The sequence below is a fragment of the Massilia sp. HP4 genome (assembly GCF_005222695.1).
Classification (GTDB): domain Bacteria; phylum Pseudomonadota; class Gammaproteobacteria; order Burkholderiales; family Burkholderiaceae_D; genus Telluria.
The window spans coordinates 66,028-86,115 of sequence record NZ_STGG01000012.1 but is presented as its reverse complement, the minus strand read 5'-3'; the positions used below and the strand labels follow the sequence as shown (position 1 = coordinate 86,115).

Here is a 20,088-nt window from a genome sequence, read left to right as displayed (position 1 = left end):
GATCCATGTCTATTGAATTGCTGACGCCCTACGAGAAGGGCAACCTGAACCAGACCACCACCTGGGCCGAGTGCATCGCCTGGTACGAATCGCTCGCCGCCGACTATCCGGACGTGCTGCGCTTCGAAAAAGTGGGCGTGTCGGATGCGGGTGTGCCGATCCACGCGGGCGTGGTCAGCAGCGACGGCGTGTTCGAGCTTGATGCGATCAAGCGTGCGGGCCGGCCGGTCTTCTTCAACAACAACGGCATCCACCCGGGCGAACCGGAAGGCGTCGACGGCTGCATGGCGATCGTGCGCGATTTCTGCCTGCAGCCCGCCAAGCTTGCTGCGCTGGGCCAGACCGTGTTCCTGTTCGTCCCGCTGTACAACGTGGACGGCAGTTTCAACCGCGCCGACACCTCGCGCGTGAACCAGGACGGCCCGGAGCAGTTCGGCTTTCGTGGCAACAGCCGCCACCTGGACCTGAACCGCGACTTCGTCAAGTGCGACACCCTGACCGCGCGCGTGTTCAACCAGTTGTTCACGCGCTGGGATCCGGACGTGATGGTCGACACCCACACCTCCAACGGCGCCGACTACAGCTATACGATGACGCTGATCCACACCCAGGCCGACAAGCTGGGCGGCGGCCTGGGCGATTTTCTCCGCGCCGAGATGCTGCCGGCGATGTACGCGGGCATGGATGCGCGCGGCTGGCCGACCTGCCCGTATGTGAATCCGGTCAAGGACAGTCCGGACCACGGCATCGCCGAATTCCTCGAGACGGCGCGCTTCTCGACCGGCTACGCGGCGCTGCACCACACGATCGGCTTCATGCCAGAAACGCATATGCTCAAGCCGTTCAAGGACCGCTATGAGTCGATGGTGGCGCTGGTCGAAGTCGCGCTCGACTTCACCGTGAAGAACGCCGATCGGATCCAGGCGCTGCGCCGCATGGCGCGCGAAGAGGGCCGCACGCAGGCCGAGTGGCCGGTGCGCTGGAAGATGGACGAAGCCAATCCGTCGAGCTTCCGTTTCAAGGGCTATGAGGCCAAGTACAAGAAGAGCGCCATCGGCGACTACTCCCGCCTGTACTACGACCGCAGCAGCCCGTGGGAACGCGATATCGCCTATTACAACAGCTTCCCGGTCGACGTCGCGGTGCCGGCGCCGCAAGCGTATGTGGTGCCGCAGCAGTGGCGCGAAGCGATCGAGCGCCTGGAGTGGAATGGCGTGCGCATGGAGCGGATCGACGCGGACCGTGTGCAAGAAGCCGCCTATTACCAGGTTGCTTCGGTGACCTCGCGCCCGACGGCCTACGAAGGCCATCTGTTCCACGATGACGTGGTGCTGGAGCGCCGCATCGGGCAGGTCTTGCTGCGCGCCGGCGACTATATCGTGCCGCTGGACCAGGACCGGGCGCGCTATGCGGTCGAGACGCTCGAGCCGCTGGCGCACGACAGCTTCTTCCGCTGGGGCTTCTTCAACAGCGTGCTGGAGAAGAAAGAGCACTACTCGGATTATGTGTTCGAAGACGAGGCCGAGAGGCTGCTGAATGAAGAGCCCGAACTCGCCGCGAAGTTCGCTGAGTGGAAAGCTGCCAATCCAGGGCTGCTGGCCAGCCAGGAAGCGGTGCTGGACTTCATCTACGCCAACTGCGCGCGCTATCGCGAGCCGGAGTGGAACCGGTATCCGGTGTTCATGATCGCGCGCTGACGTCTGCCTGCGGCGCGTAGTGCTCGGCCGCCATGGCGACGAAGCGCTCCACCTTCTGGCGCAGCGCGGGCGGCTCCAGCACTTCCAGCAAGTGCGCCTGGCCCTGCAGCATCCACAACAGCTCGTGCGTGTCGCGCACCTGCGCCTCCAGCAGGAAGCCGCCGTCCAGCTTTGTAATGCGCTGGTCGCGGCTCAGCGGCGTGTCCCGGTAGTTGTTGATGAGTTCATCGCCTGCCCTGGAGGGCCTGGAGCGTAGCGTCAGCGCGACCAGGTCCTTGGGAAAGTAGGCGAGCACGCCGCTGTCGAGCACGGTCTGGAGGTCGGGCAGCTTTGATGCGACCGATTCGTGATGGCGGCGACTGGCCGAGACAACGCGGTCGAGGCGGAAGGTCCGCGCGCCGTCGACCAGGCGGTTCGCTTCTTCCTTGAAGGCGATCAGCCAGATGAATAACCCCTTCTTGACGATGCCGACCGGGTGCAGGCGATAGTCGTTCTCGACGCCGCGGCTCGCGGCGCGGTAGCGCAGCGTGATCTGTTCGTCGTTTAGCAGCGCTTCGTTGATCTCGCGGACATGTTCATTGTCGATCTCGGGCGGATGCATGAGCGGGCCGTCGGCCAGGCTGCGCACCTTGGCGTGATAGCGTCCGTGGCCCGTGCGACCGGACCGGCGCAGCACGTCGTCGGATGTCGCTTGGTGGGCCGACAGCACGCTGGAGGCGGAGCGAGGCAGGAAGGGCTGCAGTTCCTGCGCCATCAGGGCCACCAGCAGCGCGTCCTCGGCGGACGCCCGGTTCAGGAGCAAGGGCTTGCACGGCCCCTTGTGGGCCCACAGGCGCGTGTTCGGCTGGATCGGATCGGGCGTCCACGCGATGTCGACGCCGACCTCGCTCCACACCGGGTGGTAGTCCATCTCCTCGAGGTCGCGCTCGACCGTGCGCTTGCAGCAGGGATAGCGATCCCGGTTCAGCTTTTCGGTCAGTACCCTGGCACACAGGCCGGACTGGTCGCCGTAGGGAAGCAAATCCAGCAAGGCCAGACGGCGCCTCAGCGTGTTCTCCGCACCGCTCTTGCCCGCCTTCTTCGTCACAGCGGGCGCCTCGCCCCCTGGTTTGCTGCCGGAATCCACACGCATGCTCGTCCTTTCATCGCGTCACTTACTGTCGTGACCATCATGCATCATAGATTGTGAATTGGCAATATTTTGGCGATGATGTCCAGTTGCCGATGCATCCCGCAATTCGCGCGTTCAAACAGGAGATTACCCATGCCGCATATTCAGTTCGTACACCAGGGCCAACGACAGGCCGACCTGCTTCTGGTCATCGCCTTGTGGCATGAATTGATGAGCGAGTGGCATCCGGAACATGCTGACCCGTTGAAAGCAAACGCGGTGCGCGGTCATACGATCAGCGCGATGCCGACCTACCTGGCGGGAGATCCATTCAAGGCATGCAGCTTCGAGACCATGCTGCGCCTGGCCTCTGGCGTCTTGAACAGCATGCACGCTACCGGCCCCTTCTTTGCCGATCCGCATAATGCTCCCTGGTTCGAGCCGCTTGACGTCCATCCCATGGCGGTTCGGCTGACCCCGGCTGCAATCGACATCTGGAATGCAGCTGGCGACGCGCGGGAAGCAGCGCTGGTCGCGGCGCGCGCACGGATCGACTCGGACCTGGAGTGGAAAGGTGAGCCGATCGTACTGCTGCCTGATTCGCAGGTAGAAGAACCCGCCGTCGAACTGCAGCGCGCGTCTGCCGGATCGCCGGCAGAGGGGCGACGCGGTCATCTTGAGAATCTCGTACGCCAGATTCATGAAGAGCCTTTCCAGCCCATGTACAGGAAAAAAGCCTTCGGCGCGCCGGTAACGGGTTGGGACGCGCGTTTGAATGCCTATTTCTGGCCGCTGCCGGCCTGGAATTACATGCGTGCTTCCCCGATCGTAGGGCAACTGGTCGAGCGGGCGAGTGTGCTGGCCGATATCCTGGAACGCGAGCGTGCCTGGAGCGAGGAACAGGGACGCATGGCGGTCGCGCTCGCACACGACATCTTCACCTGGGGCGGCGTTCCACAAAACCCCGATACCGTGACGCCGGCGACTGTGGAGCAGGTATTCCTGTCCGCCCTGGGCAATGCCGGCAGCCCGACGGCGTACATGAACAGCGGCTGGACCAAGGTGGCGGCGTTCGCGACAGCGCACCTCGAAGACGACGGCATGCGGCATCCGCAGGTGATCTGGGACAGCCGCGTGGCCACTGCTGTCATCGGCCGCCTGGACGGGAATGCTGCCCCGGTCAGCGCGTTCCCCGATATCGGCACGGTCCCGGGCCGGGGCGGCACGCGCCCGCGTCAATTCGCAAGTCGCTGGCCCTCGGGCTACCGCAGCTGGCCGGCACAAATCGCCGGCAGCGCCCTGGTACGCGAGATCCGCGATATCCTCAACCGCGGCGACTACCCGCAGATGCCGTTGCCGGATGGCGGCGCGGGCCCATGGACTACGCGCGGCGTCGAAATGGTGCTGTTCATGGACGGCTACTGACACCCTCGAAAAAAACGGGAGCAAGCAATGACCCACATCGTCCTGCTGGGCGACTCGATCTTCGACAACGCGCCCTACGTCCCGGCCGGGATGGCGGTTGCGGACCACCTGCGCGCCTGCCTGGCGCCGCACGGCCGCGTGACCCTGCTGGCCCGCGACGGCAGCGAACTCGATGACGTGGCGGCCCAGCTGGCCGGCCTGGCGGCGCTGCCCGAGCCGCCGACCCGGCTGGTGCTCAGCTGCGGCGGCAACGACGTGCTGGGATTGCTGGGGGCGATGCACGGACCGGTGGCGTCGGTGCTGGAAGCGGTGGAGCTGCTGGCGGCGTGGCAGCGCGATTTTCGCGCCGCCTACCGCCGCATGCTCGACGCCGTGCTGGCGACCGGTTTCCCGCTGGCCGTGGCCACCATCTACGAGGCGGTGCCCGGCCTGACGGCCGGCCTGCGCGTGGCGCTGGGGGTGTTCAATGACGTGATCCTGCGCGAGGCCGCATTGCGCGGCCTGCCGCTGCTCGACCTGCGGCTGGTGTGCACCGAGCCGCAGGACTATGCCGCCTGTTCGCCGATCGAACCTTCCGTCCAGGGTGGACAAAAGATCGCCCAGGCACTGGCGGCGCTGGCGACGGCGTGATTACTTCGAGGCGGCGATCCAGCGGTCGACCTTCGCCTCCAGCACCGCCAGCGGCAGGGTGCCTTCGTCCAGGACCACCTCGTGGAACTTCGGCAGGCTGAATTTATCGCCCAGCGCCGCCTGCGCACGCTGGCGCAGTTCCATGATCTTCAGCGAACCGATCTTGTACGCCAGCGCCTGGCCCGGCATCACCATATAGCGCTCGATCTGGGCACGCGCTTCCAGTTCCGAGTAGCCCAGCGTATCGCGGAAGTACTTGATGCCCTGGTCGCGGCTCCAGCCCTTGCTGTGCAGGCCGGTGTCGACCACCAGGCGCGCGGCGCGCAGCATCTCGTCGTTCAGGTGGCCGAAGTAATCCTCGGGCTGCTCGAACAGGCCCATCTCCTTGCCCAGGGTCTCGGCGTACAGTGCCCAGCCCTCGGTGAAGGCGGTGTTGCCGCCGAATTTGCGGAAGTTCGGCAGGCCCAGTTCCTGCAGCAGCGCGATGTGGAAGTGGTGGCCCGGCTGGCCCTCGTGCAGGTACAGGGTGACCATGCCGGTGCGGCCGTACTTGGTCGGATCGTTCACCACCGACCAGAACACGCCCGGACGCGAACCGTCGGCCGCCGGCGCCGAATAGTGGTCCGATGCGGTCTCGCGCGTCAGTTCCGGCTCCAGGCGCACTTCCAGTGGCGCCTTCGGCATCAGGGTGAACAGGGCCGGCAGCTTGGTGCGCACCTGGGCGTCGAGCTTCTGGAATACCTCGATCACTTGCTGGTCCGAGGTGAAGGGCTTGTATTTCGGCTGTTCCGAGACCCACTTCGGCAGGCCGGCGGCCGGGCCGGTATAGCCCATCCTGGGGCCGATCTTGCCGTATTCGCCCTGGATGCGCGCCACTTCCTTCTGGCCGATCTCATGGATCTGCTCGGGCGTCATGGCGGTCGTGGTCATCGCCGCCACGCGCGCCTTGTACCACTCGGCGCCGTTCGGCAGGGCGTTCCAGCCGGCTGTGTTGCGGGTCTTGGGCAGGTAGTCCTTCTCGACATAATCCGCCAGGCGCGTCAAGGCCGGATTGAGCTTGTCGCCGATCGTCTTGCGGTAGGTGTCCGTCAGGCTGCGCTTGTCGGCGCTTGAAAAGCCGGCCGGCAGGTTCTTGATCGGCGAGTAGAAGATGCTGTCGTCCGGCTTGGCAGCCACCAGCTGCTTGAGCTGCGGCAGCAGCGATTGCATCGGCTCGCGCGGATGCACGATGCCGCGCTTGACGCCCTCGCGCATGTTCGCGATCGACTGGTCGATGTACGCCACCATCTGGTCCAGGCGGCTCAGGTAGTTCCGGTAATCCTTCGGCGTCTTGAATGGCTGCGCGCCTTCGCCCCCGGCGTAGTTGGCGATGAAGGTCGGCATGCTGAACATCTGGTCCAGCGGCAGCAGGTGCTCGGGGAAGGCGCCCAGGCGCAGGGCGGTCTCGAGCTCGAACTTGACGATGTCGTAGCTGGCCTGCTCGTGCGCATTCAGGCGCTCGCGCGGGATCGAGGCCAGGCGCTTCAGGTAGCCGCGGTACAGCGCGAACTGCGTCTCGCGGTTCCTGGGCGCGATCGACAGGCCGAGCTGGTCGAAGAAACGGCCATCGCCGCTCTCGGTCGCCCACACCGGCTCGAAGCGCGCATAGGCCTCGTAGTAGTCGTCGACCAGCTTGTTGATCGCCTTGCCGGCTTCGGTGGTGGCGACTTTCTGCTTGGTGGGCGCGGTGTCAGCCGCAGGCGCGGCCTGCAGCGGCGCGCAGGCGAGCAAGGCGGCCGTTGCCAGCGCGCCGAGCCTGAAATCCTGTTTCATGTTCGTGTCCTTGTGATGGTCAGTAGCTGGCCAGCGGCGTCAACGCGCCGTTCTTGAAGGTGTAGACCGTGACCGCCGTTTTCTTGAGGTTGCCCTTGGCGTCGTAGCCATAGGTGCCGACCACGCCCTGGTAGCCGATCGTGTGCATCGCGGCGCCGACCTGTTTGGCGTCGACCGACTTGGCCTGGACGATCGCCTGGGCGATGAACTTGGTCTGGTCGTAGAACGATGGCGCGTACACATCGGGATCGCGGCCGAAGCGTTTCTTGTAGCTGGCCAGGAAGGCCGGACCGCCAGGCTGCTTGGCGACGATGGCGCCGGCCTGCGCGCAGCGCACGTTTTCGCCGACCGCGGCGCCGCCCAGCTTGGCCATCTCGGGGCTGCACAGGGTGTCGCCGCCGAGCAGCGGCACGTTCAGGCCCAGCTGCTTCATCTGGCGCACCATCGGCGCGCCCTGCGGAGCGTAGCCGCCGAAGAAGATCGCGTCCACCTTCTTGGCGCGCAGCGAGGTCAGGATGGCGGCGAAGTCGCTCGCCTTGTCGTTGGTGAACTCGTGGCCCGCGACCTTGATGCCGGCCTGCTGCGCCTGGCGCTTGAATTCCGTCGCGATGCCCTGGCCAAACGCCGTGCGGTCGTCGATCACGCCGACATTCTTGACCCTGAGTTCCTTGGCCGCATAGCCGGCGACCGAGGCGCCCACCTGGGTATCGCTGGCCACGATGCGGAACACCGTCGGGTAGCCGGCGGCCGTGATCTTGGGATTGGTGCCGACGGTCGACATCAGGATGCCGTTGTCGTTGTAGACGCGCGAAGCCGGAATCGCCACGCCCGAGTTGTACGGGCCGAGCACGAACTTGACGCCGGCGTCGGCGAATTTCTGGGCCACGGTCACGCCCTGTTTCGGGTCGCCCGCGTCGTCCTCTGACTGCAGCACGAAGCGCAGCACATTGCCGCCGACCTGGATCTTTTGCGCGTTGAGTTCCTCGATGGCGAGGCGCACGCCGTTTTCATTGTCCTTGCCGGCGAAGGCGTTGGAACCCGACAGCGGGCCGCTCACGCCGACCTTCACGACTTGTTCCGCGGCGCTTGCCTGCATGGCGAACAGCGCCGCCAGCGCCAGCGGCGCCATCTTTATTTTCGATCGCATTCCCTTGGTCTCCGTTGATGTCAACGGCCGCCATCATCGCACGATCGCACGCCGCGCGAAAGCACGGCGGGCACTCAGGCCGGCACGCCGTGCGAGATCAGTTCGAGCGGCAGGGCGGTGGTCGACTTGATCTGTTCCATCGAGAAGGCGGACGATACGCCGGTCAGGCGCGCCGTCTTGATCAGCTTCTTGTAGAAGCGGTCGTAGCCGGCGATATCGGTCGTGACGACCTTGAGCAGGTAGTCGACGTCGCCGCTCATGCGGTGGAATTCCAGCACTTCGGGCAGGGCGATCACGGCGGAGGCGAAGCGCGACAGCCATTTTTCGTCGTGCTCGGTGGTCTTGACGCTGACGAAGACCGTCACCGGCAGGCCGACCTTCTGGCGGTTGACGATGCTGACGCGGCTTTCGATATAGCCGTCTTCTTCAAGGCGCTTCACGCGTTTCCAGCAGGGTGTGCTGGACAGGCCGACCTTTTCGCTCAGGCCCGAGATGGAGAGGGTGGCATCCGCCTGCAAGGCGGCGAGAATCGCACAATCAAACTTGTCGAGTGAGTTCATATTCCGCAAAGCGTCATTATAAGAATAATTATTCTATTAACTGCCCACAAATCGAGAAATTTGGGACGTTTCGATCGACATAACTCCGTACCATATTACTGGACAATAACGTGTTGTGCGACACCTTTTTTATGTTTTTGGCAGCTAATCCATGATCACCGACATCTACCTCGACGCCAACGCGACTTCGCCCGTGCTGCCTGCCGCGGCGGCGGCCGCCATGGCCGCGATGCAGGACTGTTTCGGCAATCCGAGCAGCAGCCATGCGACCGGCCTGCGCGCGCGGGCGCTGCGCGAGCGCGTGCGTGCCTGTGCGCGGCGGGTCGTGGGCGCGCCGGAGGGGCGGCTGATGTTCAATAGCGGCGCCACCGAAGGCATCCAGACCGCGGTGCTGTCGGCGCTGTGCGCGGTGCGCGAACGGCGCGCAAGCGGCAAAGCCTGCGGTGAAGGGTTTGCAGACATCGTGCTGGTCGGCGCCACCGAACACAAGGCGGTGTCCGAAAGCCTGGCGCACTGGAACCGCCTGCTGGGCCTTGGGCTCGAACTGCGCGTGCTGCCGGTCGACGGCGATGGCCGCCACCGGCTCGACGTGCTGCGCGCGCTGGCGCCGCGCCTCGCCTTCGTCTGCACCATGGCCGCCAACAACGAGACCGGCGTCGTGTCCGACCTCGATGGCATCTCGGCGGTGCTGCTCGATACCACCAGCCCGGCGCTGTGGATGGTCGATTGCGTGCAGGCGCTGGGCAAGCTGCCGCTCGGGCTGGGCGCGAGCCGCATCGATTACGCCCCGTTCTCGGGCCACAAGCTGTATGCGCCGAAAGGCATCGGCATGCTGTACGTGCGTGAAGGCGCGCCGTTCACGCCGCTGATGTGCGGCGGCGGCCAGGAAGACAACGCACGTTCGGGCACCGAGAACATGAGCGGTATCGCGGCGTTGGGCGCGGTGCTCGAGGCGCTCGAGCGCGGCGACACCTTCCTCGGCACCGAGGCGCTGCAGGCCTGCCACGCGCGCCTGGCGGATGCCGTGGCCCATGCCTTCCCCGGCGTCGTGTTCAATGCGCCGGCCTATGCACTGCCGACCACGCTCAATTTCTCGGTCCCCGGCGTCACGAGCGCCGAGCTGCTCGATCTGTTCGACGCCGCCGGCATGCGCGTGAGCGCCGGTTCCGCCTGCGCCGCATCCAGGGCTGCGCCGAGCTACGTGCTCGATGCGATGGGCTTGCCGGCCTGGCGCAGCATGTCCGCGGTGCGCCTGTCGATCGGACCGCTGCTGGACGATGCCGCGCTGGAGCTGGCGTGCCAGCGCATCGCGCAGTGCGGCGCGGCGCTGGCGCTGCCGGCGTCGATGGCAGCCGGTCTCGAGACGGTGAAACCCGATGCGGCGCTGGAGGCAGGCATGGAGCTCGACGCCATCGCGGCCCACGGTTGGCTGGCTGCGCATCCTGATGCGATCGTGGTCGACGTGCGCGACGCGCGCGAGCACAGTGTCGCCTGCCAGCTCGAGCTGCATGGCCGCCAGGCGCTCAATGTACCGCTGGCGCGGGTGGCCGAACATGCCGCCGCCTGGCTGGGCGCCGATGCCCGCCCGCTGCTGTTCGTATGCCGCAGCGGCGCCCGCAGTGCCCGCGCCGCGCGCACCCTGCGCGCGCTGGGCCATCCGCGCGCCTGCTCGCTGGCCGGCGGACTCGCGCTCGCCGTCTAGGCTCCTGTCGACCGCCTGCCGGCCCGGCAGGCGGTGTGTGTACGCCAGCGCACGGTAACCTGTCCCGCCTTTCCCTAGCATGGTGTCAACCGTGCGCACCCGGCATCGTTTGCCGGGTTTCCTGCCCTGATCCGCCCCGGGGCTCCGTCTTGCGGCGGTCCACCGCGCACGCCTGTGTCCCGAGGTCCCCGTTTGAAAGCTGAGAACGACAAGATGCCCTCCGGGCAGCATGCGTCACATGGCGCCGGCGCCAACGCCCTGGTGGCGCTACTGGCCGCGCATGCGGAGAACATCGCACGTTCCTGCGATGCGCTCGATCGCGCCAAGCGCACCGGCGTAGAGCTGCCGCCCGCCGGCGTGCGCCTGCTCGATGGCTACCACCTGCTCGACGCCCAGCTGCGGCTGGCGCGCGCGCAGTCGCGCACTGTCGGCCCGGGGCGCGCCTGGGAACTGGCATGCGATGCGGTGGCACGCGGCGATGGCCTGGTCGACACCGATGAACTGGCCGGCTTGTTGTCCACCAGCCAGGAAAACGCGCCGCTGCGCATCGCCGAACTGGACGCCATGCCGGCGCTGCTGCGCCTTGCGCTGATCGACCGGCTGGCTGCTCTTGCCGCGCGCGCCGCGCAGGCCTGCGCCAGCCGCGAGCGGGCCGCCGCCTGGGCCGCGCGCTTGCTCGACACCGCCGAGGCCCGCCCCGGCGACCTGGTGCTGCTGTTTGCCGACATGGCGCGCGGCCTGGATGCCGATAACGGCGCCTTCATGGTCGAACTGGCGCGCCGCCTGCAGGGCCGCGGTGCGCCGCTGTCCCATGTGATGGACTGGATCGACGCGCGCCTGGCAGACCGCGAGGGCAGCATCGCCCAGCTGGCGCAGGACGAGCGCAGCGAACAGGCGCAAGACGCGACCGCGGCCGGCAACGCGCTGGCCAGCCTGCGTGCGCTGGGCGGCGTCGACTGGCGTGCCTTCGCCGAGCGCCTGGGCGTGGTCGACGCGCTGCTGCGCGACGATCCGGACGGCAGTTATGCGCGCATGGACGGCGCCACCCGCGACCGCTATCGGCACACGGTGGCGCGCCTGGCCGATACCCTCGGCGTGAGCGAGGCCGCGGTGGCGCAAGAGGCCATCGCGCTGGCCGGCATCCACCGCGCGCCGGGCGAAGGTGGACTCGATACACGGATTCGCCACGTCGGTCACTATCTCGCCGGGCCCGGACTGGCGACGCTCGAGGCCAGGCTGCGTGGCGGGCCTGGCAGGGCGCAGCGCCTGCGCGCCGCCCTGCAGCGCGCCTCGACCGGCATGCAGATCGCCGCGACGGCGGCCCTGGCCTCACTGTTCACGGCCGCGATCCTGGTCCACGCCTGGCAGGGCGGGGCGGGTCCGCTGCTGCTGGTCTTGATGGGCATCCTGGCGCTGCCGGTCGCCGCCGGGCTGGCGCGCGCGCTGGCAGGCATGGCCCAGCAGTGGCTCGCCCGCCCGCAGGCCACGCCGCGCATCGACGTCACTGCCGGCATTCCCCACGATGCGCCCACGGTGGTGGCCGTGTCGGCACAGTTGCTTGACGCCGCGCAGCTCGCCGCGCTGTGCGAAGACCTCGACGTGCGCTATCTCGGCAACCGCGATCCGCGCCTGCGCTTTTGCCTGCTGCTCGACCTGCCCGACGCGCCGCAAGAAACGCTGCCGCTCGATGCCGGCCTGCTGGACGGGGGGCGCGCCGCGATCGACGCCCTGAACCGCAAGCATGGCGACGAACAGCGCGGTCCCTTCATGCTGCTGGTGCGCCCGCGCACCTGGAGCGTGGACCAGCAGGCCTGGATCGGCCGCGAACGGCGGCGCGGCCAACTGGCCGACCTGAATGCCTGGCTGTGCGGCGCGCGCGAACGCTTCCTGCTCGCGGCCGGCAATCTCGGGGCGGCGGCCGAGATGCGCTATGTGATCGCGCTCGATGCCGACGCCGGGCTGCCGCGCGACGCCGCGCGCAGCCTGGTGGCGGCGATGGCGCACCCGCTCTGCCGGCCGCTGCAGGATGACAGTGGCCGGGTGCGGGAAGGGCATGCCATGCTGCTGCCCGGGTTCAAGACCGCCTTGCCGGATCGCCGCGCCATGCGCTACCAGCGTTTGTGGCGAGATGCCGGCCACGGCTGGGCCGCCATCTACGACGTCGACGCCTGGCGCCGCGCGATGGGTCTCGAGCTGTGCGACGAGGGCCGGTTCGAGCCCGGCACGCTCGAGGAAGACCGGCTGCGCGCCGCCGGCGTGGCCGACCTGCGCCTGGAAGCCGCGCATCCCGGGAGCTATGGCGAACATGTGCTGCGCCGCCACCGCGCCGTGCGCGCTGCCTGGCAGGAGGCGCGCCGGCTGGGGCCGGGCGCCGATGGCTTGCGCACGGCGCAGGTGCGCTGGCGCCTGTTCGACGAATTGGCCGGCAGCCTGGTGGCGCCAGGCGCGATCGCCCTGCTGGTGCTGAGCTGGAGCCTGCTGGCCGCGCCGGTGTTCTGGAGCGTGGCCATCCTGGCGCCGGTGTGGCTGCCGGCGCTGCTGGAGATGCTGGCGGCCTTGGCAAGCCGCCCGGTCGATGCCCCGCTGCGCCAGCACCTGGACGCCTGGGCGCGCAGTGCGCGCCCGACCCTGGTGCGCGCCGCGCTGGCGCTGGCCTTCCTGCCGCATACCGCCTGGGTCGATGCCGATGCGGTCGTGCGCGGCCTGTGGCGGCGCGACGTCAGCCGGCGCAAGCTGCTCGAGCTGCGGCCCCCGGCGTTGGCGCGCGCCAGCAGCGCGATGGAAAACAACTGGCGCACGATGTGGTTCGCACCGCTGCTGGCGGTCGGCGTCGCCGTGCTGCTGACCTTCGCCAACCCGTACGCGCTGTTCGCGACGGCGCCGCTGCTGCTGGTGTGGTTCCTGTCGCCGGTGCTGGCCTGGTGGAGCAGCCAGCCGTCGCGGCGCGGCAGGCGCCTGGCGAAGGGGCAGACCCAGTTCCTGCGCACCCTGGCGCGGCGCAGCTGGGCTTTCTTCGAGCAGCACGGGGCAGGGCGCCACGGCCTGGCGCCGGAAGCCGTGTTCGAACACGCCGAATACACGGTCGACGACCGCCTGTCGCCCGCCGCCATGGGCCTGGGCCTGCTGGCGACCCTGGGCGCGCGCGACTTCGGCTACCTGCCGCTGGGCGCCCTGCTGGCGCGGGTCGAGGCGGCCCTGGCGTCGATGGCGCTGCTGGAGCGCTGGAACGGCCACTTCTTCGAATGGTACGACGGCGCCACGCTCGGCCCCATCGAACCGGCCCGGGTCGACACCGCGGCCAGCGGCGGCCTGGCGCTGGCGCTGCGCACCTTCGCCGCCGGTTGCGATGAACTGCTGGACCGGCCCATCGTCGACGGCGCCGCGCTGGACGGCATCCGCACCACGCTGGCCGTGGTGCGCGAGCATGCCTCGCCCGGCCTGCTGCCGGCGCTGGACGCGGTCGATGCGGCGCTGGCGCCGGGACGCTGCCGCGCCACCGATACCCTGCCGGGCCTGGCCGATTGCCTGCGTACGGTCGCCGCCAAGGCGGCCGAGCTGGACGCCGGCCTGGCGCTCGACGCCGATCCCGCGCTGCGCGCCTGGACCGCGCGCCTGGCGCGCCAGTGCGAGGCCCAGCTGCACGACCTGCATGCGCTGGCGCCCTGGACCCGCGCGGTGCAGGAATACGTGCTCGACGCCAGCCTGACCCGGATCCCGACCTTGCGCGAGCTGGCCGCGCTCGCGCCGCCGGCCGGCAACGAGGGCCTGGCCCAGCTGGTCGAGGCGGGCCGCGCCTGCGCGCACGAGCGGATCGACCGGATCGCGGCCCTGGCCGCGCAGGCGCGCGAAGCGGCGCGCATGAATTTCGGCGCGCTGGCCGACCCTTCCAGCGGCCTGCTGGCCGCGGGCTACCAGGTGCGCGACAAGCGGCTCGACAGCGACAGTTGCGACCTGCTGGCGTCCGGGGCGCGCATGGCCAGCTTCGCCGCCATCGCCCAGGACCAGCTGCCACAGCAGCACTGGTGGTCGCTTGGCCGCCCGCTGAGGATGACGGGCGCCGGCGCCCTGCTGCTGTCGCGCGCGGGCGCGCTGGTCGATCTGCTGGGGCCGCAACTGCTGATGCCGTCCTGGCGCGACACCCTGCTGGACGATGCCGGCGGGGCGCTGGTGCGCCTGCAGGCCGCCCACGCCAAGGGCAAGGGCCTGCTGTGGGGCTACACGGAATCGGGCTGCAACGCGGTCGATGCGGCGGCGCGCTATCGTATCGAGCGCTTTGGCTTGCCGGCCGCAGCCCTGCGCCGGCGCCCGGACGACGACCTGGCCGCCGCGCCGCATGGCGCCGCGCTGGCGCTGGGCGTGGCGCCGGCACTGGCGGCGACCAACCTGCGCCGCATGGCGGACCAGGGCCTGCTGGGCGAGACCGGCTTCTACGAGGCGCTCGACTATGCGCCGGCACGCCTGCCGCAGGGCGAACGCCAGGCGGTGGTGCGGGCCCAACTTGCGCGCCACCAGGCCGCGACCCTGCTGGCGCTGGCGCGTCACCTGCAGGGCGAGCCGATGCAGCGCCGTTTCGAGCGCGACCCTGAACTGCGCGCCGCGCTCGGCCTGCTGCACGAAGCGGCGCCTGGCGCCGGCGCCGAGCCGCCCCTGCGCTATGAGGCCGGCGTGGCGAGCGACGGCATTGCCGCGGCCCGGCCCTACGCGCGCGTGCTCGCGCCGGCGGCGTCGCCGCTGCCCGAGATCCAGCTGCTGTCGAACGGCCGCTACCACCTGGCCGTCGACAGCACCGGCGCCGCCGTCAGCTGCTGGGAAGGCGTGCGCCTGACGCGCGCCGGTCACGGCGAGACCGGCCTGGCCTGCCATGTGCGCGACACGGCCTCCGGCGCCGCCTGGGCCAATGTCGTGCTGCCCGGCGCGCCGCCGCCCGGCGAAGCCGAGGCGGTGCTGGCCGAGGGGCGGGCCAGCCTGCGCCGCGTGGACCACGGCATCGAGATGCGCACCGACGCGGTGGTGGCCCCTGGCGATGACGTCGAGCTGCGCCGCATCCGCATCGTCAACCGCGCGCCGCAAGCGCGTACGCTGGAATTGACCAGTTGCGTGGCGTTGGCCGGACCGCCGCTGGAAGAGGGCGGCCGGAGCGGCATCCGGATCGAGTTCGACGGCGCCGCCCACAGCCTGCTGTGCGTGACCGCGCCGGCCGCGCCCGTGCTGGTGCACCGGATGACGGTGCGCGACATGGCGGGCCAGCCGAGCGTTTCAACGAGCCGCGCGCGCTTCATCGGGCGCGGTCATGACCTGCACCTGCCGCGGGCGGTGCAAGAGGGCGGCGCGCTGCCCGGCCTGGAATCGGAGCCGGACGAAGCGCTGCTCGCCCTGCGCCGCACGGTGACCCTCACGCCGGGGCAGGAGATCACGGTCGACCTGGTGCTGGGGGCAGCCTCCGGCCGCGCGCTGGCGCGCGAGCTGGCGGCGCGCTACAGCGCGGGCCACGCGGTCGACCACGCGATCGAAGCCGCCTGGACCCTGGCCCAGGCCGAGCTGCGCCGCGGCGAACTTGGCGAGGCCGACGCCCAGTCGATCAACCGCCTGGCCGGCTGCCTGCTGCAGCCGCTGCCGGCGCTGCGCGCCGTTCCCGCCGTCATCGCGCGCAATCTGCGCGGGCGGGCCGATTTGCAGCCTTATGGCATCGGGGGCGACTTGCCGGTGCTGCTGTTCCAGCTGGGCGACGGGCCAAGCACGGGCCTGGCGCGCCAGCTGCTGCAGGCGCACGGCTATTGGCGCAAGCACGGCCTGGCGGTCGACCTGCTGGTGCTGTGCGACAGCCGCGCGGCGCGCGAGGCGCTGATGCACCTGGCCGTGCCGCTGGTCGATCCGGACAGTTTCGACCAGCCGGGCGGCCTGCACCTGCACCTGAAAGAAGAAGTGCCGCGCGAAGACCGCATCCTGCTGCGCGCCGTCGCGGGCGTGCTGCTGTCGAGCGAGCGCGGCGACCTGGCCGACCAGCTGCGCCGCGCCGAACGCGCGAGCAGCGCGCCGGCGCCACGGCTCGTGCCCGCCACGCCGGCGTGGACCGCCGAGCCTCCTGCGCTTGATGATGGCAGCGACGGCTTCACGCCGGACGGCCGCGAATATGTGGTGCGCAGCGGGCCCGGACACGCGGCGCCTGCCGCGCCCTGGATCAACCTGCTGGCCAACGAGACCTTCGGCAGCATCGTCTCGGAGCGCGGCCATGCGGTCAGCTGGAGCGGCCAGCGAACCACCCGCCTGACGGCCGGCGACGAGGAGTCGATCGCGCCACAGGGCGGCGAAGCTTTCTACCTGCGCGACGAGGACAGCGGCGCCGTGTGGTCGCCGACGCCGTGGCCGGCGCCGTCGCCCGAGCAGTACACGACGCGCCACGGCATCGGCTACAGCGTGTTCGAACACCGCGCCCACGGCGTCCATTCCGAATTGCGCTGCTTCGTGGCCCAGGACGCGCCGCTCAAGTACAGCGTCCTGCGCCTTCGCAACGACAGCGATGCGCCGCGCCGCCTGAGCGCGACCGGCTACGTGGAGTGGCTTCTGGACGACCGGCAAGCGCCACCCGGCCTGCAGGTGGTGACCGGCCGCGATCTCGCCAGCGGCGCGCTGTTCGCCCGCAACGCCTTCGGCGCGGGATTCCAGGACCAGGTCGCGTTCTTCCACGTCGACGCCGAGCAGGCCGTCGCGACCTGCGACCGCCAGGAATTCATCGGCCCGCTGGGGACCATCGCGCGCCCGGCGGCGCTGGAGCGCAGCAGCCTGTCCGACATCGCCGGCGCGGGATTCGATCCCTGCGCCGCGCTGCAGGTGGCGGTCGTCCTGGAGCCGGGGGCCAGCTGCGAACTGGTGTTCATGCTGGGCGTGGCTGGCCCGGGCGCGCTGGACGCCAGCGCCGTCGTGCAGCGCCATGGCGGAGCGCAGCCTGCCGCCGCCGCGTGGCAGCGCCTGTGCGACTGGTGGGACATGACGCTGGGCGCGCTCACCGTGCGCACGCCCGATCCCGCGCTCGACCTGCGTGTCAACTGCTGGCTGCCGTACCAGGCCATCGCGGCCATGATGGGCGAGCGCGATACCGCCACGCGCCTGCAGTCGGCCCTGGCCTGCGTGCACGCACGGCCCGCACTGCTGCGCGATGGCCTGCTGCGCGCCGCGCACGAATTCACGACCGGTTCCGCGGTCGAGGACTTCCTGTGGCTGCCCTATGCGCTGACGCGCTACCTCGCGGTGACGGGAGACCATGCGCTGCTGGCTGTGCGCCCGACAGAGCGCGACGACCTGTACCAGTATTGCGTGCACGGCCTGCGCGGGTGCCTGCGCTTCGGACCGCGCGGCCTGCCGCCGGCAGCGGCGCGCCTGCACGAAGAGGGCGTCGCCGGGCGCGTCGAGAGCGTTCGCCTGGGCTTCTTCATGGCGACGGTGCTGCAGCGCTTCGCCGAGGTGGCCGAACGGCGCGGCGACTTCGGCTTCGCCACCACCTGCCGCGGCGCCGCGCTGGCGCTACGCGCGCAGTGCGAGGAACATGGCTGGGACGGCGACTGGTATCGCTGGACCTGGCTGGACAGCAGCACCGCGCTCGGCTCGATCGCCAACCCTGCCTGCCGCGCCGAGTTGTCGACCCAGTGTTGGGCGCTGGAAGCCGGCGCCCGGCAGGGCGAACAGGCGCTGCGCGCGGTGACCCGGCGCCTGGCGAGCGACGGCGCCGTGCCGCGCTGCGATCCGCCGGTGGACGGAGCGTGGAGCGAACGCGTGGTGTCGAGTCCCGGCCAGGACCACCGCGCCACGGCCTGGGCCGCGGCCGGTCTTGCACGGCTGGGCGACGGCGAGCACGCCTGGCAACTGGCGCGGATGCTCGATCCGGCGGCGCGCGGCAACGGCCCGCCCTACCTGATGAGTGGCGGCCTGCGCACGGTCGATCCGCATCCTGGGCGCGCCATCGGCGGCTGGACCACGTCATCGGCAGCATGGACCTGGCTGCTGCTGGTCGAAGCGCTGCTGGGCGTGGAGCGCCATGAGGATAGCCTGCACCTGCGGCCGCGCCTGGCGCCGGGCTGGGAAGGTGTCGACCTGCGCTACCGCTACCGCAGCGCGGTCTACGAGATCGCGGTACGGGTCACGGACGGGCCAGAGATCATGCTGCTGGATGGCCAGCCCTGTCCGGACTGGAGCCTCGCACTGCAGGACGACCGGCGTGACCACAAGGTGGAATTGCGCCTTTCGGCTGGGCCGGAGCCCCTGCCGGCCGCGCCCGACGCAGAGGATACAGAATCATGAACGTCGTCACCCCACCGGTGCCGAGACCAATATCGACATGCAGCTGATGTACGACGTCGGTTATCGCTTCGGCCAGAAGAAGAAGCGCTTGCGCGTCGGCCTCGCGTACCAGTTCTGGAACAACAAGTTCGGCAATACGCGCGCGACCACCGGCGGGCGCGGCCAGCGCGCCAGCACGCCGATGATCCGCGCCGAATACCACTTCTGAGCTATGTTCCGCTGAAGTAGCGCCACAGCCGCACCATGGCCAGCGTATCGAGCTGGCAGTAGCTCAACAACTGCGTCTCGATCTCGCGCTTGCGCGCCGGCGCCGTGCCGGCCGCGATCGCTTCCAGGAAGGCCTGCATCGCGGCCCCGCCGTCCTGCACACCCTCGAGGTCGTCGTAGCGCAGGTCGGGCGCGACCGCCGGCAGCACTTTCTTGATGCTCCAGCTGCCTTCTTGCGACGGGTGATAATAGCGCTCGCGCGCCACCGGCAGCAGGTCGACCACGCGCGCATTGATCGCCAGCAGCGCATCGGCCAGGCGCGGGAAGCGCTCGGCCAGCTCGGCGATGCGCGACTTCTCGAAACCGGCGTTGTACACGAAGACCGGGCCGTGCGCGCCGCAGGCATCGATCAACGCGGTGGCGAAGGCGTGCGATGGATCGGCCCCCGAGAGGTCGAGGAAGGCGGCGTGTTCGATCTCGCCCTCGCGGTCCAGCCGGTGCACGCTGAACTGGAACGGGATCATCTGGAACGGCCGCGTGCCTGGCCAGATCGGCACCGCGAAGGCGATGGTCTCGAAGTCGAGGAAATACCCCGGCAGCGGATGCGGCGCCAGGTCGGCGGCAGCGCCCGCGGCATTGAAATAGATCTGACCCGACAGGGTGTGCTGCTTCACGCGCAGCTGCTTGTCGTTCAGCAGCGCATCCGGCATGTCGCGCATATCGAGGGCGCCATCGTCCACGAGCTGTTTGACCTCCTTGCTGCGGAGCTGCGGCAGCCAGGCCACCGGATACTCGGCCTGCGGCATGCCGCTGGCGCAGTGGGCGGCAAAGCCGCAGTCGTAGGGACTTGCGCAGTGCTTGCCGGGCTTGACGTCGGGTTCGTCGCTGGATGCGGCCACGGCGCGCGCGCCGGCCACCCAGGCCGCGACTTCATCAGCGCGACCAAAGGCTTCGTCGGTCAGGTCTTGTTCGACCAGCAGGCCGCGGTAGTCGCCGCCGCCCGGATAGACCCAGCTGCTGTCGATATGGGCCAGCGCGATGCCGTCCAGGGCCACGCCGGCGTCCAGCGCCACCCGGGCCTGGATCGCGGCGTCGTCGCGGTGGTAGTCCTTGACCGAGGTCGAGGACTTGACCTCGACCATGCGCCAGCGGCGCGGTCCCTGGCCCGGTACGGGCAGCAGGACGTCGGCGAAGGCCATGGCGCCGCCGGCGGCGAAGCCGGCCTCGAAGATCGGGCGGCCGGAATCGAGCAGCGCCAGGCTGCGCGCCAGCGCCGTTTCATGGCCTTCGGTCTGCGGATCGAGCAGGGCGCCGGTGCCGTGCGGGTCGTACAGGCTGCGCGCCAGGTCGCCGACCTGGTGGCCGGCGGCGAAGGCGGCCATGCTCGCCGCACCGTCCGCGCGCAGCTCGGGGCGGTGCAGCTCGAGCCACAGGCGGCGTTCGCACTGGCGATAGGCCATCAGCCTGGATTTCGAAAAACGTCGCATCGGTTCTCCTTCAGAACG

The 20,088-nt window shown here is 69.5% G+C and carries 11 protein-coding genes; 6 read left to right on the top strand and 5 right to left on the bottom strand.

Features of this window, described 5'->3' with window-relative positions; translation table 11 throughout:
* Positions 1 to 5 precede the first annotated feature (5 nt).
* A complete protein-coding gene (locus E8M83_RS05795; protein WP_137172427.1) occupies positions 6 to 1,697 on the top strand; it encodes a M14 family zinc carboxypeptidase in 1,692 nt (563 codons plus the stop codon).
* Here E8M83_RS05795 and E8M83_RS05790 read toward each other — a convergent pair.
* Positions 1,681 to 2,727 carry a YafY family protein gene (locus E8M83_RS05790; protein WP_170976707.1) on the bottom strand — a complete coding sequence of 349 codons (1,047 nt, stop codon included), beginning with the start codon at positions 2,725 to 2,727 and terminating at the stop codon, positions 1,681 to 1,683. The two genes, E8M83_RS05795 and E8M83_RS05790, sit on opposite strands and share 17 nt — an antisense overlap.
* Positions 2,728 to 2,961: 234 nt before the next feature.
* Between E8M83_RS05790 and E8M83_RS05785 the strand changes: the two genes are divergently transcribed.
* Both E8M83_RS05785 and E8M83_RS05780 read left to right on the top strand, forming a co-directional pair.
* Positions 2,962 to 4,233, top strand: a complete 1,272-nt coding sequence (locus E8M83_RS05785) for a hypothetical protein (RefSeq protein WP_137172425.1) — start codon at positions 2,962 to 2,964, stop codon at positions 4,231 to 4,233.
* A gap of 27 nt (positions 4,234 to 4,260) precedes the next feature.
* Positions 4,261 to 4,863, top strand: a complete 603-nt coding sequence (locus E8M83_RS05780) for a GDSL-type esterase/lipase family protein (RefSeq protein WP_137172424.1) — start codon at positions 4,261 to 4,263, stop codon at positions 4,861 to 4,863.
* On the opposite strand, the gene E8M83_RS05775 is transcribed toward E8M83_RS05780, so the two are convergent.
* The 3 genes from E8M83_RS05775 to E8M83_RS05765 all read right to left on the bottom strand — a co-directional run bounded on the left by E8M83_RS05775 (position 4,864) and on the right by E8M83_RS05765 (position 8,382).
* Positions 4,864 to 6,675, bottom strand: coding sequence for a DUF885 family protein (locus tag E8M83_RS05775; RefSeq protein WP_137172423.1), 1,812 nt, complete (start codon positions 6,673 to 6,675; stop codon positions 4,864 to 4,866).
* A gap of 19 nt (positions 6,676 to 6,694) precedes the next feature.
* Entirely contained in the window at positions 6,695 to 7,822 is a 1,128-nt protein-coding gene (locus E8M83_RS05770) for a branched-chain amino acid ABC transporter substrate-binding protein (RefSeq protein ID WP_137172422.1), read from the bottom strand.
* Positions 7,823 to 7,896: 74 nt separating this feature from the next.
* On the bottom strand, positions 7,897 to 8,382 hold the full coding sequence (locus tag E8M83_RS05765; RefSeq protein WP_137172421.1) for an Lrp/AsnC family transcriptional regulator: 486 nt from the start codon (positions 8,380 to 8,382) through the stop codon (positions 7,897 to 7,899).
* 151 nt (positions 8,383 to 8,533) lie between these two features.
* On the opposite strand from E8M83_RS05765, the gene E8M83_RS05760 reads away from it, so the two are divergent.
* The 3 genes from E8M83_RS05760 to E8M83_RS05750 all read left to right on the top strand — a co-directional run bounded on the left by E8M83_RS05760 (position 8,534) and on the right by E8M83_RS05750 (position 18,584).
* Entirely contained in the window at positions 8,534 to 10,084 is a 1,551-nt protein-coding gene (locus E8M83_RS05760; protein ID WP_137172420.1) for an aminotransferase class V-fold PLP-dependent enzyme, read from the top strand.
* Positions 10,085 to 10,276: 192 nt separating this feature from the next.
* A complete protein-coding gene (locus E8M83_RS05755; protein ID WP_137172419.1) occupies positions 10,277 to 18,376 on the top strand; it encodes a GH36-type glycosyl hydrolase domain-containing protein in 8,100 nt (2,699 codons plus the stop codon).
* Between the two features lie 37 nt (positions 18,377 to 18,413).
* Positions 18,414 to 18,584 (top strand): hypothetical protein, encoded by a 171-nt coding sequence (locus tag E8M83_RS05750; protein WP_307721849.1) that lies wholly within the window; start codon positions 18,414 to 18,416, stop codon positions 18,582 to 18,584.
* Position 18,585: 1 nt separating this feature from the next.
* On the opposite strand, the gene E8M83_RS05745 is transcribed toward E8M83_RS05750, so the two are convergent.
* Positions 18,586 to 20,070: a DUF2779 domain-containing protein gene (locus E8M83_RS05745; protein ID WP_137172418.1), complete on the bottom strand. Its 1,485-nt coding sequence runs from the start codon at positions 20,068 to 20,070 to the stop codon at positions 18,586 to 18,588.
* Between the last annotated feature and the right edge of the window lie 18 nt (positions 20,071 to 20,088).